Annotated in this window: 11 protein-coding genes and 1 tRNA gene; 8 read left to right on the forward strand and 4 right to left on the reverse strand. The window is 66.1% G+C overall.

Annotated features, from left to right (window positions below; genetic code table 11):
- Nucleotides 1-27: 27 nt before the first annotated feature.
- Genes ACFPPB_RS08895 through ACFPPB_RS08905 form a run of 3 tightly spaced genes read right to left on the reverse strand, consistent with a single transcriptional unit; the run spans nt 28 to nt 4918 of the window.
- Nucleotides 28-3081 carry a GGDEF/EAL domain-containing response regulator gene (locus ACFPPB_RS08895; protein WP_377326413.1) on the reverse strand — a complete coding sequence of 1018 codons (3054 nt, stop codon included), beginning with the start codon at nt 3079-3081 and terminating at the stop codon, nt 28-30.
- Nucleotides 3078-3458 carry a response regulator gene (locus tag ACFPPB_RS08900; protein WP_377326414.1) on the reverse strand — a complete coding sequence of 127 codons (381 nt, stop codon included), beginning with the start codon at nt 3456-3458 and terminating at the stop codon, nt 3078-3080. Before ACFPPB_RS08900 ends, ACFPPB_RS08895 begins: the two co-directional genes overlap by 4 nt.
- Nucleotides 3455-4918 carry a PAS domain S-box protein gene (locus tag ACFPPB_RS08905; RefSeq protein ID WP_377326415.1) on the reverse strand — a complete coding sequence of 488 codons (1464 nt, stop codon included), beginning with the start codon at nt 4916-4918 and terminating at the stop codon, nt 3455-3457. The genes ACFPPB_RS08900 and ACFPPB_RS08905 overlap by 4 nt, the downstream gene beginning before the upstream one ends.
- Before the next feature lie 355 nt (nt 4919-5273).
- Here ACFPPB_RS08905 and ACFPPB_RS08910 point away from each other — a divergent pair, with 355 nt between their 5' ends.
- From ACFPPB_RS08910 to ACFPPB_RS08940, 7 genes are all read left to right on the forward strand, one after another.
- Nucleotides 5274-5699 carry a heavy metal-responsive transcriptional regulator gene (locus ACFPPB_RS08910; RefSeq protein ID WP_377326416.1) on the forward strand — a complete coding sequence of 142 codons (426 nt, stop codon included), beginning with the start codon at nt 5274-5276 and terminating at the stop codon, nt 5697-5699.
- On the forward strand, nt 5696-8035 hold the full coding sequence (locus ACFPPB_RS08915; protein WP_377326417.1) for a heavy metal translocating P-type ATPase: 2340 nt from the start codon (nt 5696-5698) through the stop codon (nt 8033-8035). The genes ACFPPB_RS08910 and ACFPPB_RS08915 overlap by 4 nt, the downstream gene beginning before the upstream one ends.
- Before the next feature lie 231 nt (nt 8036-8266).
- The gene (folC, locus tag ACFPPB_RS08920) at nt 8267-9562 is read left to right on the forward strand and encodes a bifunctional tetrahydrofolate synthase/dihydrofolate synthase (protein WP_377326418.1); all 1296 of its coding nucleotides are present in this window, start codon (nt 8267-8269) and stop codon (nt 9560-9562) included.
- Between the two features lie 226 nt (nt 9563-9788).
- Nucleotides 9789-10811, forward strand: a complete 1023-nt coding sequence (locus tag ACFPPB_RS08925; RefSeq protein ID WP_377326419.1) for an SPOR domain-containing protein — start codon at nt 9789-9791, stop codon at nt 10809-10811.
- Between the two features lie 42 nt (nt 10812-10853).
- Entirely contained in the window at nt 10854-11483 is a 630-nt protein-coding gene (locus ACFPPB_RS08930) for a CvpA family protein (RefSeq protein WP_377326420.1), read from the forward strand.
- 43 nt (nt 11484-11526) lie between these two features.
- Nucleotides 11527-13002 carry an amidophosphoribosyltransferase gene (gene purF / locus ACFPPB_RS08935; protein WP_377326421.1) on the forward strand — a complete coding sequence of 492 codons (1476 nt, stop codon included), beginning with the start codon at nt 11527-11529 and terminating at the stop codon, nt 13000-13002.
- Nucleotides 13003-13107: 105 nt separating this feature from the next.
- Entirely contained in the window at nt 13108-13929 is an 822-nt protein-coding gene (locus tag ACFPPB_RS08940) for a ferritin-like domain-containing protein (protein ID WP_377326422.1), read from the forward strand.
- Between the two features lie 117 nt (nt 13930-14046).
- Here the strand turns inward: ACFPPB_RS08940 and ACFPPB_RS08945 are convergent.
- A tRNA-Pro gene (locus ACFPPB_RS08945) sits at nt 14047-14123 on the reverse strand.
- A 167-nt stretch (nt 14124-14290) separates the two neighbouring features.
- On the opposite strand from ACFPPB_RS08945, the gene hisS reads away from it, so the two are divergent.
- On the forward strand, nt 14291-15676 hold the full coding sequence (gene hisS / locus ACFPPB_RS08950; RefSeq protein WP_377326423.1) for a histidine--tRNA ligase: 1386 nt from the start codon (nt 14291-14293) through the stop codon (nt 15674-15676).

Consider the following 15676-nt stretch of genomic DNA (forward strand, 5'->3'; position numbering starts at 1 on the left):
ACGACGAGACAGCTGCGGCGGCTCGGTTCAAGGGGTGCCGATCGCCGGTGATGCCGACAAACCCGCCAGCACTTCCTCGAACACGTCGGCCGGCATCGGCCGCCCGAGGAAATAGCCTTGCAGGACGTCGCAGCGCAACAGGCGCAGCAGTTTGGCCTGTTCTTCATTCTCCACACCCTCGGCGACCACGCGCAGCGACAACGAATGGGCAAGGTTGATGATGTTGGTGATCATGCCCATGGTCTCCGGACTCTGCGTCAGCGTGGCGATGAACGACTGGTCGATCTTGATCTCGTCCGCCGGCAGGCGCGTCAGGTAGTTGAGTGACGAGTAGCCGGTGCCGAAGTCGTCGATGGAGATGTGGCAGCCGAGTTCCCGCAGCTTTTCGAGCAGCGGGACATTGTGGTCGATATCGTCCATCAGCAGGCTCTCGGTGATCTCGATGTCGATGCCCTGGTCCGCGCGATACGGTTCGAGAATCGCCCGGTACTGGTCGAGAAAGCCGCCGTAGCGCAGTTCGCGCGCGGACACGTTGACCGCGATCCGCAGGTCGGGCTGGTAGCGGGCCCGCCAATCCACGACGTGCGCCAGCGCATCGCGCAGCAAGTACTGTCCCACCGGCACGATCAGCCCGGTCTCTTCCAGTACGGATATGAAGTCCGCGGGCTGGATCAGTTCGCCCGGACGGCGCCAGCGCAGCAGCGCCTCGGCGCCGAGCAGCCGGTTGCCGACGGTGGAAAACTTGGGTTGATAGAACAGTTCGAACTCGTCCTGATCGAGAGCGTGGCGCAGATCATTCTCGAGTTTCAGCCGGCGGGTGGCGCGGCCTTGCAGGTTCTCGCTGAATACGTACAACAGCTCGTCGCGCCGGTCTGCTTCGGCCAGCGCGGACATTCCGTTGCGTTCGAGCATCTCGCCGTTGTCGCCATGCTGCGGCGCGATGGCGACGCCGCATTGCGGGTTGATGTAGAGCTCTTCGCCGTCGATCGTGAAAGCCTGGTTCTCGAACCTGCGCAGCTGTGCGTGAAGTCGCTCTATCTCCGCGGCGAGCCGGTCGGTGATGGGGTAGGCCAGCAGGAAGGTGCTGCCCTCGGGATGGGCCACGAAACCGGAAGCGGCGAACAGGCGGCGCAGGCGTATGCCGATCTGCGCCAGGCAGTGGTCGCCGAACGCGCGGCCACGCGAGTCGTTGATATAGGCAAAGCGCCGGATATTGAGCACGCAGACGATTACCGGGCCGCAGTCCAGCATGGACTGCACGTGCTCGCGAAACGCGCTGCGGTTGGGCAGTCCGGTCACCGAGTTGTGGTAGGCGAGGTATTCCAGTCGCTCGCTCTTGGCGATGAAATCGGCGGCATGGTCGATCTCCTCGGCAAGCTGCTGGAGCAGGCCGATTTCCTCCTCGTCGTAGTCGCGCACCGATTCCGAAAACAGTGTGAGCACGCCCCAGGGTTCGGTGCCCAGGGGCAGTGCCACCTCCGACATGACACCGGCCCGCTTCATCTCCTGGCGAAGCTCGGCGGGAACGTCCGCCACGGCGAATTCGCCGATGACGATCTTGTGCTTCTCCCGAAACGCCTGAATGCCGGGGTGTCGATGATAGCGGCCAGGCGCGTTGACCGGCATGGGTTCGTCCGGCGCGACCGATTGCAGAATGGCCGCGTCGCCATAGCTCGCGGCCACGCGCAGCGTGCCGACCACGGTGCCCTCGCCGATACATGCCGCCTTGAATTCGCCCTGGTCGACGGCGACGCGACAGGCGTTGTGCAACAGTCCGCTGCGGTCGGTCGCCCGCACCACGATGTTGCCGATGGCGCTGAGTACCGCGTGGATGTGGACGAGCCGGCTGATCCTGGCTTCCTGGGCGAGACGTTCGGTATCGTCATGATTGGCGCCGCGGTAACCGACCGCGCGGCCGTCGATGTCCAGTACAGGGTTCGCCGTGCTCTCCAGAATGCGCACTCCGCCGTCGCGGTGGCGCCAGCGCAGCGGCTGCCGCTGCCATGGCCGTGGATGCTCGAGAAAGGACGCCACGCGCTCGGCGACGATGGCGCGGTCCTCGGAGTGGATCAGCGTCGCCACGTTGTGGCCCAACAGCTCGTCGGCGGAATAACCGAGGATATGCTGCACGGCGTTGTTGGTGTAGAGCAGCCGGCCTTCGCGATCGACTTCCCAGATCCAATCCTGGCTTGCCTCGATGAGGCTGCGGAAGCGTTCCTCGCTCTCATGCAAGGCGCGTCCGGCGCGCTCGCGCTCGGTGATGTCGCGGATAAACATCGTGTAGATCCGGCCTTGCGGGCTGTCCAGGATCGAGACGGTTGCCTCGATCGTGAATTCGCTGCCGTCGCGCCGCAGGGCGCGCAGCAGGCGCGGCCCGGTTTGCCCGTCGTCGGGCTCCCCGGTCAATGCCTGGCAAAACGGGAGAGGGAAAAATTCGCTGAGCGGGCTTTGCAGGGTCGTCGCACGCTTGCACCCGAACATGGTTTCGGCGGCGGCGTTGAAAAGCAGGATCTTCTGTTGCTCGTCGAAGGCGACGATCGCATCGAGCGCCGACTCGATCAGGCCGGACAGGCGCGCTTCGGTCTGCGCCAGCTCCTGGTATGCGCGTTCGAGTTCGTCGCTCTTGTCTTCCAGTTTGCGCACCAGCGTTTCGCTGTACTGCCGGAGGATCGGCGACTCCAGCTCCCGCGGTGCCGACGAGGCGGCGGTACTGCGCGGCGCGCTGGCGGCCGCTTGCAGCGCGGCAATGATGACGTCGGTGGGCGCAGGCTTGCAGATATACGCATCCGCACCGGCATTTCGCGCCAGTTCGCGATCGGTGGGCGAGTTGTAGGTGCTGGTGTAGAGCACCAGCGGGAGATGGCTGAAGCGCTTGTCTTTCCGCACCTCCAGGCTGAGCAGGTAGCCGTCCATGCGCGGCATGAGGATGTCGGACACCACGCCATCGACCGTCTCGTGCTCGAGTACATCGAGCGCCTCGATGCCATTGACCGCCTCGAGCACGTCATGCCCTTCCGCCTCCAACTGGAGACGCAGCAGCTTGAGGTTGGTCGGCCCGTCGTCGACGATCAGGATCTTCATCCGGTGACCGCTCGTTGCAGGTAGGCGGCGGCCTGCGCGGGAAACGCGCGGGTGTCGATCGGTTTGGCGATGTAGCCGTCGCAGCCTGCATCGAGCGCGCGCTCCCGGTCGCCTTTCATCGCGTAGGCGGTGAGCGCGACGATGGGGACGTGCTTGAAGCGGTCTTCGGCCTTGAGCTTTCGGGTGAGGGTCAAGCCATCCATGCCTGGCAACGAGATGTCCATGAAGATGAGGTCGGGGACGGTATCTCGAAGGAACACCAGCGCCTGCTCGGCGTCGACCGCCTGATCCACCAGGTAGCCTTCCAGCTCGAGTACGCACAATGCCAGTTTCAGGTTGATGGGGTTGTCGTCGATGACGAGAATGCGCTGCTTCATGCTGACAGTGCTCGAGGTGGCAGCAAGACCGTGACGGTGGTGCCGCGTCCGAGTTCGCTTTCCACGGCGATGGTGCCGTGCTGGATCTCGATCAGCTTCCGGGTCAGCGCAAGACCGAGTCCGGTGCCCTGGAAGCGATTCGCGGCACCGCGTTCGATCCGCTGGAATTCGACGAACAGGCGGGGCAGATCTTCGGTCGCGATGCCGATGCCGGTGTCCGTGACCTGGAGTTGCAACTCCCCGCCGGGAAGGTGCTTGGCGCAGATATCCACGCGTCCACCGGGATGAGTGAATTTGACCGCGTTGGAAAGCAGGTTCAGCAGGATCTGCTTGAACTTGTGACGATCGAGGCTGACATGATCGAGCGCCGGCGCGATGGTGGTGTTCACCTCGATCCGTTTCTGGTCGACCTGTGGCGAGAGCACGGCGCAGACTTCGCCGATGGCTTGCGGCAGCGGGAAATCCTCCTCCTGCAATTCCATGCGGCCCGCCTCGATCTTGGCGAGGTCGAGCAGGTTGTTGACCAGATGCAGCAAATGCTGGCTGCAGTCGAGGATGTCGCCCAGAAACTCCTTCTGCTTGTCTTCCAGCGCGCCGGCCTTGCCGTCCGCCAGCAGTTGCGAAAAGCCGATGATGCCGTTCAGCGGCGTACGCAGCTCGTGCGACATGTTGGCCAGGAACTGGCTTTTCAGCCGGTTCGCCTCCTGCAGAGCGGCCTCGGCCTGCTTGCGTTCGGTGATGTCGCGAATCGCGCTGGATACCAGCAACCCGCTCTCGGTCTGCAGCGGGCTCAGACTGATGTCGACGGGGAATTCGGTGCCGTCCTTGCGCAGGCCGAAGAATTCCAGGCCGGTTCCCATGTTGCGGGCCCGCGGCTGCTCGTGGAAGCCCGCGCGTTGACCGGAATGCCGGTTGCGATGACGTGTCGGCATCAGCATCTCGATCGACTGGCCAAGCAACTCTTCGCGCTTCCAGCCGAACAGGGACACCGCCCGCGCGTTCGCCAGCTCGATCAGGCCATCGCGGTTGACGATCACCATGGCATCCGGCGCCGACTCGAACAGGTCCCTGAATTTTTCCTCGGAGCGCCTGCGCGCGGTGACGTCGCGCACGACGCCGATGACCATCGTCCCCTCGTCCATCACGATGGGGCTTAGGCTGATTTCCACCGAAAATTCTTCGCCGTCCTTGCGCCGGCCGTAGAGTTCCGGGTTTGCCCCCATTGTGCGGGTGCGCTGCTGCGCAAAAAATCCGTTGCCGTGGCCGGCATGCGCCGTTCGGAATCGCTCGGGCAGCAGAATATCCACCGATTGCCCGACAAGTTCGCTGCGCGAATAACGAAAAACGCGCTCGGCGTGCGAGTTGGCGAACAAGATCCGCCCGCCGGATTCGGCCATGACGATCGCGTCCGGCATGGCTTCAAGTAGATCGTTCAGTTGCTGCCCGGCTAGATCGAACATGAGCTATCTCCCTCAGGCCATCAGCAGAATCGGCCAACTCACGTACCACATGCTTGCGGACGGCCCTCCGGCCACAAGCGAGAGCAGTCGTGCAACTTGTGAAAAAAACGTTGTTCAAAGGAACCGGACGAACCGCGGGATCATGCAATTCGAGACGATCGAAATGTCTCAGGCAAAACCCGCCCCCATGCGCGCTGCTGAAGCGGACTATACGCCCAGCGGGCGGGATGGGCATCGCCGTTCCGGCACGCCCTAAGGCACGGGCAACTCCGGCAGGCCGAGTGCTCCCTACCAATGGGCTTCTTGTCGCAGGCTCTTGACTCTGGACCTTGATCAAGGGTCTAGAGTATTCGGCATGAACATGCAGACTTCCTCCCTGACCATCGGTGCCGTCGCCAAGCGCGTAGGCGTGGCGATCGACACGATCCGCTATTACGAGCGCGAGGGCCTGCTGCCCGAGCCGCAGCGGCGTGCCTCGGGCTATCGCAGTTATGGCGAGGGCACGGTTGCGCAGCTGCGCTTCATCCGGCGGGCCAAGGAGCTGGGTTTTACGCTGGAGGAGATCCGCGAGCTGCTGGCGTTGTCCGCCGATCGCCAGCGCGGAGTGAAGGCGGTGAAGCAGCGCGCGCAGCAGCGGCTCGCCGCGGTCGAGCAGCGCATCGCCGAATTGCAGCGCGTGCGCGGCGGGCTGGCGCAGCTGGTGGCGTCGTGTCCGGGGCATGGCAAGCCGGAGGAGTGTCCGATCCTGCGTGCCTTGAGCGACACCGGAGTGAAGCCATGAGCGCGCACGGTTCCTGCTGCGCGGGCAGCGGCAAGCCGACGGCAGGTGTCGCGGTCGATCCTGTGTGCGGCATGACGGTGGATCCGTCGACCGCGAAACATCACGCCGAGCAGGATGGCCGCACGCATTACTTCTGCTCCGCACGCTGCCGGGAGAAGTTCGTGGCCGACCCGTCCGCTTATCTGGAAGAGCGCGCCGCGCCGCCGCCGGCGCCAACGGGCACCGTCCATACCTGCCCGATGCACCCGCAGATCCGGCAGTCCGGCCCCGGTCATTGTCCCATCTGCGGCATGGCGCTGGAACCGATGACGCCGACGCTGGACGAGGACGATGGCGGCGAGTTGTCTTCGATGACCAGGCGGTTCTGGACCCTGCTGGCGCTGACCGTGCCGGTGTTCGTGCTGGCGATGGGGCCGCATCTGTTCGGCTGGCATCTGCCCGCGCCATGGGACGGTGCGGCCGGCTGGGTCGAGGCGGTGCTGGCCAGCATCGTGGTGTTGTGGGGCGGCGCACCGTTCTTCGCGCGCGGCTGGCACTCGCTCAGCCCGTGGCGTCCGAACATGTACACGCTGATCGCGCTGGGCACCGGCGTGGCGTGGCTGTACAGCGCGGTGGCGTTCCTGCTGCCGGGGATCTTCCCGGCCGGTTTCCGCGACATGCACGGGCGGGTCGCGGTGTATTTCGAATCGGCGGCGGTGATCGTCACCCTGGTCACGCTGGGCGATTTTCTGGAGTTGCGTGCGCGCCGGCGCACCGGGGCGGCACTGAAGGCGCTGCTGGGCCTGGTGCCGAAAACCGCACGGCGGGTCGCGGCGGACGGCAGCGAAGCCGATGTTCCGCTGAACGAAGTGCATGCCGGCGACGTGCTGCGCGTGCGCCCCGGCGAGAAGGTGCCGGTCGACGGCGTGGTGCTGGACGGCGAGAGCCATGTCGACGAGTCGATGCTGACCGGCGAGCCGATGCCGGTGGCCAAGGCGAAGGACGATGCGCTCACCGGCGGCACCGTGAACCAGGATGGCGCGCTCACGATGCGCGCACTGAAAGTCGGCGGCGCGACGATGCTGGCGCAGATCGTGGCGCTGGTGGCGCAGGCGCAGCGCAGCAAGGCGCCGCTGCAGCGCGTGGCCGATCGGGTGGCTGCGTGGTTCGTGCCGGCGGTGGTGGTGGTCGCGCTGCTGGCATTTGCGGCCTGGGGGTTGCTGGGGCCCGCACCGCGGATGACGCACGCGCTGATCGCCGCGGTGTCGGTGCTGATCATCGCCTGCCCCTGCGCGCTGGGTCTGGCCACGCCGATCTCGATCATGGTGGCCAGCGGCCGTGGCGCGCTGAGCGGCGTGCTGTTCAAGGACGCCAGCGCGATCGAAGCCATGCGCGGGATCGACACGCTGGTGGTGGACAAGACCGGCACGCTGACCATGGGCAAGCCGGCGCTGACCGAACTGGTGAGCCTGGATGGCCGGCCGCGCGAGCGTCTGCTGGCCGTGGCGGCGGCGCTGGAGCGGGCTAGCGAACATCCGCTGGCGCGGGCGATTGTCGTTGCAGCGGAAGCGGAAGGCGCGGCGACGCTGACCGCGACGGATTTCCGCTCGCTGACCGGCCGCGGGGTCGGCGCAAACGTCGATGGCAGCGCCGTGGCGCTGGGCAATGCGAAGCTGATGGCGGAGTTGCATATCGCGATGGCCGACGCCGCCAGCGCCCGCGCCGAACAACTGCGCGGGCAGGGCGCCACCGTGATGTTCCTGGCCATCGACGGCACGCTCGCTGCCTTGCTGGCGGTGGCCGACAGGATCAAGCCGGGCGCGCCGGCGGCGCTCGAGGCGCTGCACGCGGCCGGCCTGCGCATCGTGATGCTGACCGGCGACAACCTCACCACCGCCCATGCGGTGGCGCGGGAGCTGAATATCGATGAGGTACATGCGGATGTCTCTCCCGCGGACAAGGCCGCCGCGGTGAATGCCCTGCGCGCCGAGGGTCGCCGCGTGGCGATGGCCGGCGACGGCATCAACGACGCTCCCGCGCTGGCCGCGGCCGACATCGGCATCGCGATGGGCAACGGCACCGACGTGGCGATGGAAAGCGCGCAGGTGACCCTGGTGCGGGGCGAGCTGGACGCGATCATGCAGGCGCACTCGCTGTCGCGGGCGACGGTGCGCAATATCCGGCAAAACCTGTTCTTCGCCTTCATCTACAACGCGGTCGGCGTACCGCTGGCGGCCGGCGTGCTGTACCCGTGGCTCGGCATCACGCTGTCGCCGATGATCGCGGCGCTGGCGATGAGCCTCAGCTCGGTCTCGGTGGTGAGCAACGCGTTGCGGCTGCGCAAGACCCCGCTGTAGAAGATGATGTTGCGGGAAAATTGTAGGAGCGACCTCGGTCGCGATGCTTTCGATGTTCCCGCAGTCGCCAGACTCAAGAGCATCGCGACCGAGGTCGCTACTACAGAGGCTGCGGAGTAAAACAAATCGTGCCGAGCCATCTGTTCGGCCGAGGCAATGCTTTAGACTTCGCGCCTGCCTGTCCGCGCGGTTGTGCGGATGCCGTTCGACCCTCACGCACAAAGTCATCGCATGACCCGCAATCTCGCCGAATGGTTGACGTATCAGGAACGCGTCAACGTGCGCAGCATCGAGCTGGGGCTCGACCGGGTGCGCGAGGTATGGCGGCGGACGGGAGCGCCCGCCCCCGCCCGCCGGGTGATCACGGTGGGCGGCACCAACGGCAAGGGTTCCACCGTGGCCTTGCTCGAAGCGATGCTGACAGCCGCCGGCCTGCGGGTCGGCGCGTTCACCTCGCCGCATCTGGTCGACTACAACGAGCGCATACGGATCGACGGCGCGAACGCCGCCGACGCCGCGCTGATTGCCTCGTTCGAGCGGATCGAGGCGGCGCGCGGCGCGCCTTCGGGCGATGCCATCCCGTTGACCTATTTCGAGTTCGGTACGCTGGCGGCGCTGGACCTGTTCGCGCGTGCCGGACTGGACGTGGCGGTGCTGGAAGTGGGGCTCGGCGGGCGGCTGGACGCGGTCAACATCGTCGACGCGGATGTGGCCATCATCACCACGGTGGACATGGATCACATGGACTGGCTGGGGCTGGACCGCGACAGCATCGGCCGCGAGAAGGCCGGCATCGCGCGGGCCGGGCGACCGGTGATCGTGGGTGAACTCGATCCGCCGGCAGGGCTGCTCGACGCGCTGACGGCATGCGGTGCGCGGGTCGAGCGGGCGGGCCTCGATTTTCACGTCGAACGCCATGCCGACGGCTGGTGCTGGCAACACCGCGACGGCACGGCGATGGAGCTGCCCGATTCTGCACTGGCGGCGCCGGTGCAGTTCGCCAATGCGGCGGCAGCGATCGCGGCGCTGCATGCGCTGTGGGTGGACGACCCGTCATTCGCGTCGAAGGACGTCTTCGCCGCGGTCAGCGCCGGTCTGCACGAGGTGCGTGTGGCGGCGCGATTGCAGTCGCTGGGCGGCGACCCGGAGCTGGTCGTTGACGTGGGCCACAACCCGCAGGCCGCCCGCGCATTGGCCGAATGGCTGGACATCCAGCCCGCCGCACGCGTGCATGCTGTGTACGGGGCGCTGGCCGACAAGGACGTGGCCGGCGTGATCGGCGCGCTGGGTGCGCGCATCGACCATTGGCATCTGGCCGGGCTGGATCACGCGACGCCACGCGGCCTGGCCGCGCCGGCGCTGGCCGAGATCCTGCGGCAGACCTTGCCGCAGGCGGCGTTCGATGCGCATGCCGACGTGGCGACGGCGCTCGCCGCCGCCCGTGCGACGGCGCAGCCGGGGGAGCGCATTCTGGCATTCGGCTCGTTTTTCGTGGCCGGGGCCATCGTGGCTGAACACAGCACTTAGGGATGCTCTGATTAACCTCTAATTTTTGTCATTTCCGCGAAAGCGGGAACCCAGTGTCTTTTATGTAACATGTTGATACACGCAGACAGTGGGTCCCGGATATCGCTTCGCGATTCCGGGATGACGAGCAAAATCAGAGCATCCTCATGCCACCTGACCGGGCATCCGGCGCGGGCAGGTATAATCGCGCCGTTGCGTGCCGCGTTTGCCGTCTTGGAGTGAAGTCTTGAATACACGCCTGCTGGGTGCTGCCGTATTGATTGCCTTGGCGATCCTGTTCTTGCCGATGATCTTCTCCGGTAAGCCGCCAGCTTCCGGCGGGGACCAGGCGGTGAGCCTGGCGATACCTCCGGCGCCAGATCGCGACCTGCAGACCAAGACGATGAGCCTGAATCCGGATGCACCCGTCGGCACCCCAGCTGCCACGGCGTCCGCTGCCGCTCCGAAGACGCCGGCCACCACGACCGCGCCGGTATCGGGCGACCAGTTGGCCACGGTGAACATCGGCTCGAACCGCCCGCGCGACGGTGAAACCGACCCCGACGCCGGCAAGAAGCCGGTGGCGACGATGGTGACCACCGGCGCGGGCACCTCGCCCGGGCAGGCGGTGATCCCGATGCACGCCACGCCGGCCGCCAGCGCACCCGCGATCAAATCGCAGCCGGTGGCCGCCGCGCCCAGGACGGCGGCCACCACGCCAGCGGCGACCGCCCCCGAAGTCGGGCGTGGCAGTTACACGGTCAACCTCAGCGCCTACGCCAGCGCGGCCGGTGCAGCGAACCTGGAGAGGCGCGTGCGCGCGCTGGGCTATCCGGTAGCGGGCCATTCGATCACCCAGGGCGGCCAGCCGCGCACTCTGGTCATCGCGGGGCCGTTCGAGACGCGTGCGGCTGCCGAAGCGGCGCGCCTGAAAATCACCCAGTCGGTTCCCGGTGTGCCGGCGCGGCTGCAGCAGGATGCCAGCCACGACGATGCCGCCTCGGCCGCACCCGTAGCCCATGCGGCGGCGAGGGCCGGCGGCTGGGCGGTGCAACTGGCCGCGATGAGCAGTCAGGCCGATGCGAACGCGCTGCGCGACAAGTTGCGCGCGAACGGTTTCGACGGCTACGTCGATACGGTGCAGTCCGCGGGCAAGCAGTTGTGGCGCGTGCGCGCAGGTCCGCAGACGCAGCGCGCCGACGCAGCGCGCGTGCACGATCAGATCAAGGCCAAGCTGGGCATCGACGGCAACGTCGTTTCGGTACCCTGAGTATCATGCACGCACCAGCATGCGAACCGGGCAGGTGAGCGGATGAACTGGACCGATTACATCATCATCGGTGTGCTCGCCATCTCGGTGATGATCGGGCTGTGGCGAGGGCTCATTTCCGAAGTGCTGGCGCTGGCGATCTGGATCGTCGCGTTCTGGGTGGCGTGGACTTTCGGGCCGCGGGTCGCGGCTCATTTCGAGCGCGTCATCGAGCTGCCGTCGGCACGGATCATCGTCGGCTACGGCATCTGCTTCGTGACCGTGCTGATACTCGGCGCGCTGCTGCGTTTCGTGATCGGCAAGCTGATCCAGAGCACCGGCTTGTCCGGCACCGATCGCCTGCTCGGCATGATTTTCGGCTTTGCCCGCGGCGTGTTGCTGGTGACGCTGCTGGTGTTTCTGGTTGGCTTTACCGCGTTCACGCGGGATCCGTGGTGGCAGCAATCGACGCTGCTGCCGCAGTTCCGGCATGTAGCGGCCTGGCTCGAGCAGCGAGTGCCACCCAGTGTGCGCGACCACCTGAATCCATCGGCGGTGCTCGACCACCTGCCCAGCTTGCCGAGGTCGCTGCCTGCCCCCATATCAGGCGGGCCCGCTCCGGCAACGACCTCGGAACACAGGATCGCACCAGCGGCTGCCGGCAGTGCATCCGGGCGCCCGAAGAGTTTCTGAGCACGACTTTCTGAACGCAACATCCTGAAGCAGGCTACACATCATGTGCGGAATCATCGGCATCGTCGGTACCACCGAAGTGGCATCGGCGCTTTATGACGGACTGACGGTGCTGCAGCATCGCGGCCAGGATGCGGCCGGCATCGCCACCGTGGACGGCTCGCGGCTGCGCCTGCACAAGGGCAACGGCCTGGTGCGCGACGTGTTCAGCCAGGCCGCGATGAGCGGTCTGCGCGGACGCATCGGCATCGGCCACTGCCGCTACCCGACGGCCGGTTCGGAAGGATCGGCCGAGGCGCAGCCGTTCTATGTGAATTCGCCATACGGCATCGCGTTCGCGCACAACGGCAACCTGGTGAATACCGACGTGCTGCGTCGCGAGATGTTCCAGGACGACCGGCGCCACATCAACACCGAATCCGACTCCGAGGTGCTGCTGAACGTGCTGGCGCACGAGCTGCAGATCCAGGACCGGATGGAGCTGACCCCCGACCACATCTTCAAGGCGGTCGCCGGCGTGCATGCGCGCGCCCGCGGCGGCTATGCCTGCGTGGCGCTGGTGCTCGGCTACGGCCTGGTCGCATTCCGCGATCCGCACGGCATCCGCCCGCTGGTGCTGGGCGAGCGGGTCACCCCGGAAGGTCGCGAGTATGCGGTGGCGTCCGAGTCGGTCGCCTTCGACGTGCTGGGTTTCAAGCGCGTGCGCGACGTCATGCCGGGCGAGGCGGTGATCATCACCGACCAGGGCAAGCTCCACACCCGCCACTGCGCCGAGCGCGTGCTGCACACGCCGTGCATCTTCGAATACGTCTACCTGGCGCGGCCCGATTCCATGATCGAGGACGTCTCGGTATACAAGGCGCGCCTGCGCATGGGCGAGAAACTGGCCGAGAAGATCCTGCGCGAGCGGCCCGATCACGGCATCGACGCGGTGATCCCGATTCCCGATACCGCGCGCACCGCCGCCAGCGCGCTGGCCGGCGCGCTCGGCGTGCCGTTTCGCGAGGGCTTCGTCAAGAACCGCTACATCGGCCGCACCTTCATCATGCCGGGGCAGGGCGAACGGGTGAAATCGGTGCGCCGCAAGCTCAATCCGGTGGAGCTGGAATTCCGCAAGAAGAACGTGCTGCTGGTGGACGATTCGATCGTGCGCGGTACCACCTCGAAGCAGATCATCCAGATGGCCCGCGACGCCGGTGCGAAGAACGTCTACTTCGCCTCCGCCGCGCCGCCGGTGCGCTATCCGAATGTCTATGGCATCGACATGCCCTCCACCTCCGAGCTGGTCGCCGCCGGCCATACCGAGCAGGAAGTCGAACAGATGCTCGGCGCCGACTGGCTGATCTACCAGGATCTGAAGGACCTGATCTGGGCGGTGCAGGACGGCAACGAAAACCTGAAGCAGTTCGACACTTCGTGCTTCTCGGGCGAATACGTCACCGGTCTAGACCAGCGCTATCTGGAACAGATCCAGATGCTTCGCTCGGACGACGCCAAGGCCGCCCGCCGGGTCGTGTAACCGCTCCCTTGTAGGAGCCCGCCGGCGGGCGATGCTCTTGTTTTGATTTCCTGCCAACCATCAGAACAAGAGCATCGCCCGCGAGCGGGCTCCTACCGAAACGCCATGACCGATCTTCACGCCGCCGCCAAGCGCTGTCTGGATGCTATCGATCCAGCCGAAAAGCTGCGCCTGACGCATGCGACGTGGCAGGCATTCCAGGCTGACACCTTGCATCCGGATCCTGCATCGCCGCTGCCCGACCCGATTGCTGCACCCGGGCGCCCCGGCAGACCAAAACTGGTCAACGCACGTCAGGTACCCCAACGTGGACTCGGCAGCGCCGAAGGGCGCGCCGCGCTAGTGCACGCGGTGGCGCATATCGAATTCAATGCGATCAACCTGGCCTGGGACGCGGTCTATCGCTACCGGGGCAAGCCGGCGGCGTATTACCGCGACTGGGCCAGCTGCGCCAACGACGAGGCGCGCCACTTCGCGATGCTGCAGGGGCGGCTGGCCGAGCTGGGCCATGTCTACGGCGACTTCGACGCGCATGACGGCCTGTGGGCGATGGCCGAGAAAACCGCCCATCACGACACCGCACGCATGGCGCTGGTACCGCGCGTGCTGGAAGCGCGCGGGCTGGACGTGACCCCCGGCATGATCGAGCGGCTGCGCCATCTGGGCGACACGGGCACGGTGGCGATCCTGGAAGTGATCCTGCGGGAAGAGGTCGCCCACGTCGCCGCCGGTACCCGCTGGTATCACCACTGCTGCGAGCGCGATGGGCTGGAACCGGTCAGCACCTTCTTCGAACTGCTGCGCGACTACATGGGGGTCAGTCTGCGCGGCCCATTCAACCTGCCGGCCCGGCGCGAGGCAGGATTTGTCGAGGAAGAACTCGATCGCCTCACGGCGCTGGCGCTGGAAAGCCGCGCGGTGTTGTAGGAGCCCGCTGGCGGGTGATGCTTTTCTTCTGTCGCGGCTGAAGCCGCTCCTACAAAGGTTATTGTCGGTTTGCAGGCATAAAAAAGCCGGCGCGAGGCCGGCTTTTCATCGAATTTTTGGTCGGGGAGACAGGATTCGAACCTGCGACTTCTACGTCCCGAACGTAGCGCTCTACCAGGCTGAGCTACACCCCGTGGGAAGCCGCGTATCTTAATCGTCGCGCGGGGGCTTGGCAACAGGTTCGACGGATCGCGTGGCCGGCACGACTGCGGAGGGTGCACGGCGTTCTGCTAGTCTTGACGGCTGCCGTCGCGCGGTCAACCGTCGGACGGAATATCCCCCATCGTCAGTAGAGGATTTCATGGCGCTTACCCCGGCCCGCACCATGCCAGGCGTGCTCGAGCTGCTGCCGCTCGACCAGATCGCGTTCCAGCGCATGCTCGACGTGATCCGTCGCAACTACGAGCGTTTCGGCTTCCTGCCGATCGAGACGCCGGTGATCGAATACTCCGACGTGCTGCTGACCAAGACCGGTGGCGAGACCGAGCGGCAGGTGTATTTCGTGCAGTCCACCGGCGCGCTGAACGCCGGCAAGGCCGACGAGGGCGTGCCCGAGCTGGCGCTGCGCTTCGATCTCACCGTGCCGCTGGCGCGCTACGTCGCCGAGCATGAGCGCGAACTGAGCTTTCCGTTCCGCCGCTACCAGATGCAGCGGGTGTATCGCGGCGAGCGCGCGCAGCGCGGCCGTTTCCGCGAGTTCTACCAGTGCGACATCGACGTGATCGGCAAGGATGCGCTGTCGGTGCGTTACGACGCCGAGATCCCGGCGGTGATCTACAGCGTGTTCCGCGAACTCAACATCGGCGCCTTCACCATCCACCTCAACAACCGCAAGCTGATGCGCGGCTATTTCGAGAGGCTGGGCATTGTCGACGACGAGCAGCAGATGCTGGTGCTGCGCGAAGTGGACAAGCTGGACAAGCGCGGCGCAGATTACGTGCGCGACACGCTCACCGGCGAAACGTTCGGCTTGAGTGCCGAAGTGGCGCAGAAGATCCTCGCCTTCGTGCAGGTGCGCTCGACCTCGCTGCAGGATGCCCACGCCAAGCTCGATGCGCTGGGCGCCGGTCCGGCGGCGATGGAGCAGGGACGCGCGGAACTGAAGGAAGTGCTGGACCTGATCCACGCATTCGGTGTGCCGGAGACGCATGTCGCGCTGAACCTCTCGATCGCGCGCGGCCTCGACTACTACACCGGTACGGTCTACGAAACGACCTTGAACGATCACCCCCAGATCGGCTCGATCTGCTCGGGCGGACGCTACGAAAACCTGGCCAGCCAGTACACCAAGTCGCAGCTGCCCGGCGTCGGCATCTCGATCGGGCTCACGCGCCTTTACTGGCAGCTGCGCGATGCCGGCTTGATCAATACCGCGACCAGCACCGTCGATGTACTGGTGACCCAGATGGACGCGGCGCAGCTGCCGGCCTATCTCGCGCTGGCCGGCGAGTTGCGCGGCGCCGGCATCGCCACCGAGGTGGTGCTGGAAGGCAGCAAGCTCGGCAAGCAGTTCAAATATGCCGACCGCGCGGGCATCCGCTTCGTGATCGTGCTGGGCGAGGACGAGATCGCCAAGGGCGTGGTGACGGTGAAGGATCTGCGCCGCGAGGACCAGTTCGAGGTAGCGCGCAGCGAACTGATCAAGGCCTTGCGAGTGGAGCTGGAACAAGCCGCGGCGATGGGCTGA

It is taken from the genome of Rhodanobacter terrae (assembly GCF_042657005.1).
GTDB classification, from domain to species: domain Bacteria; phylum Pseudomonadota; class Gammaproteobacteria; order Xanthomonadales; family Rhodanobacteraceae; genus Rhodanobacter; species Rhodanobacter terrae.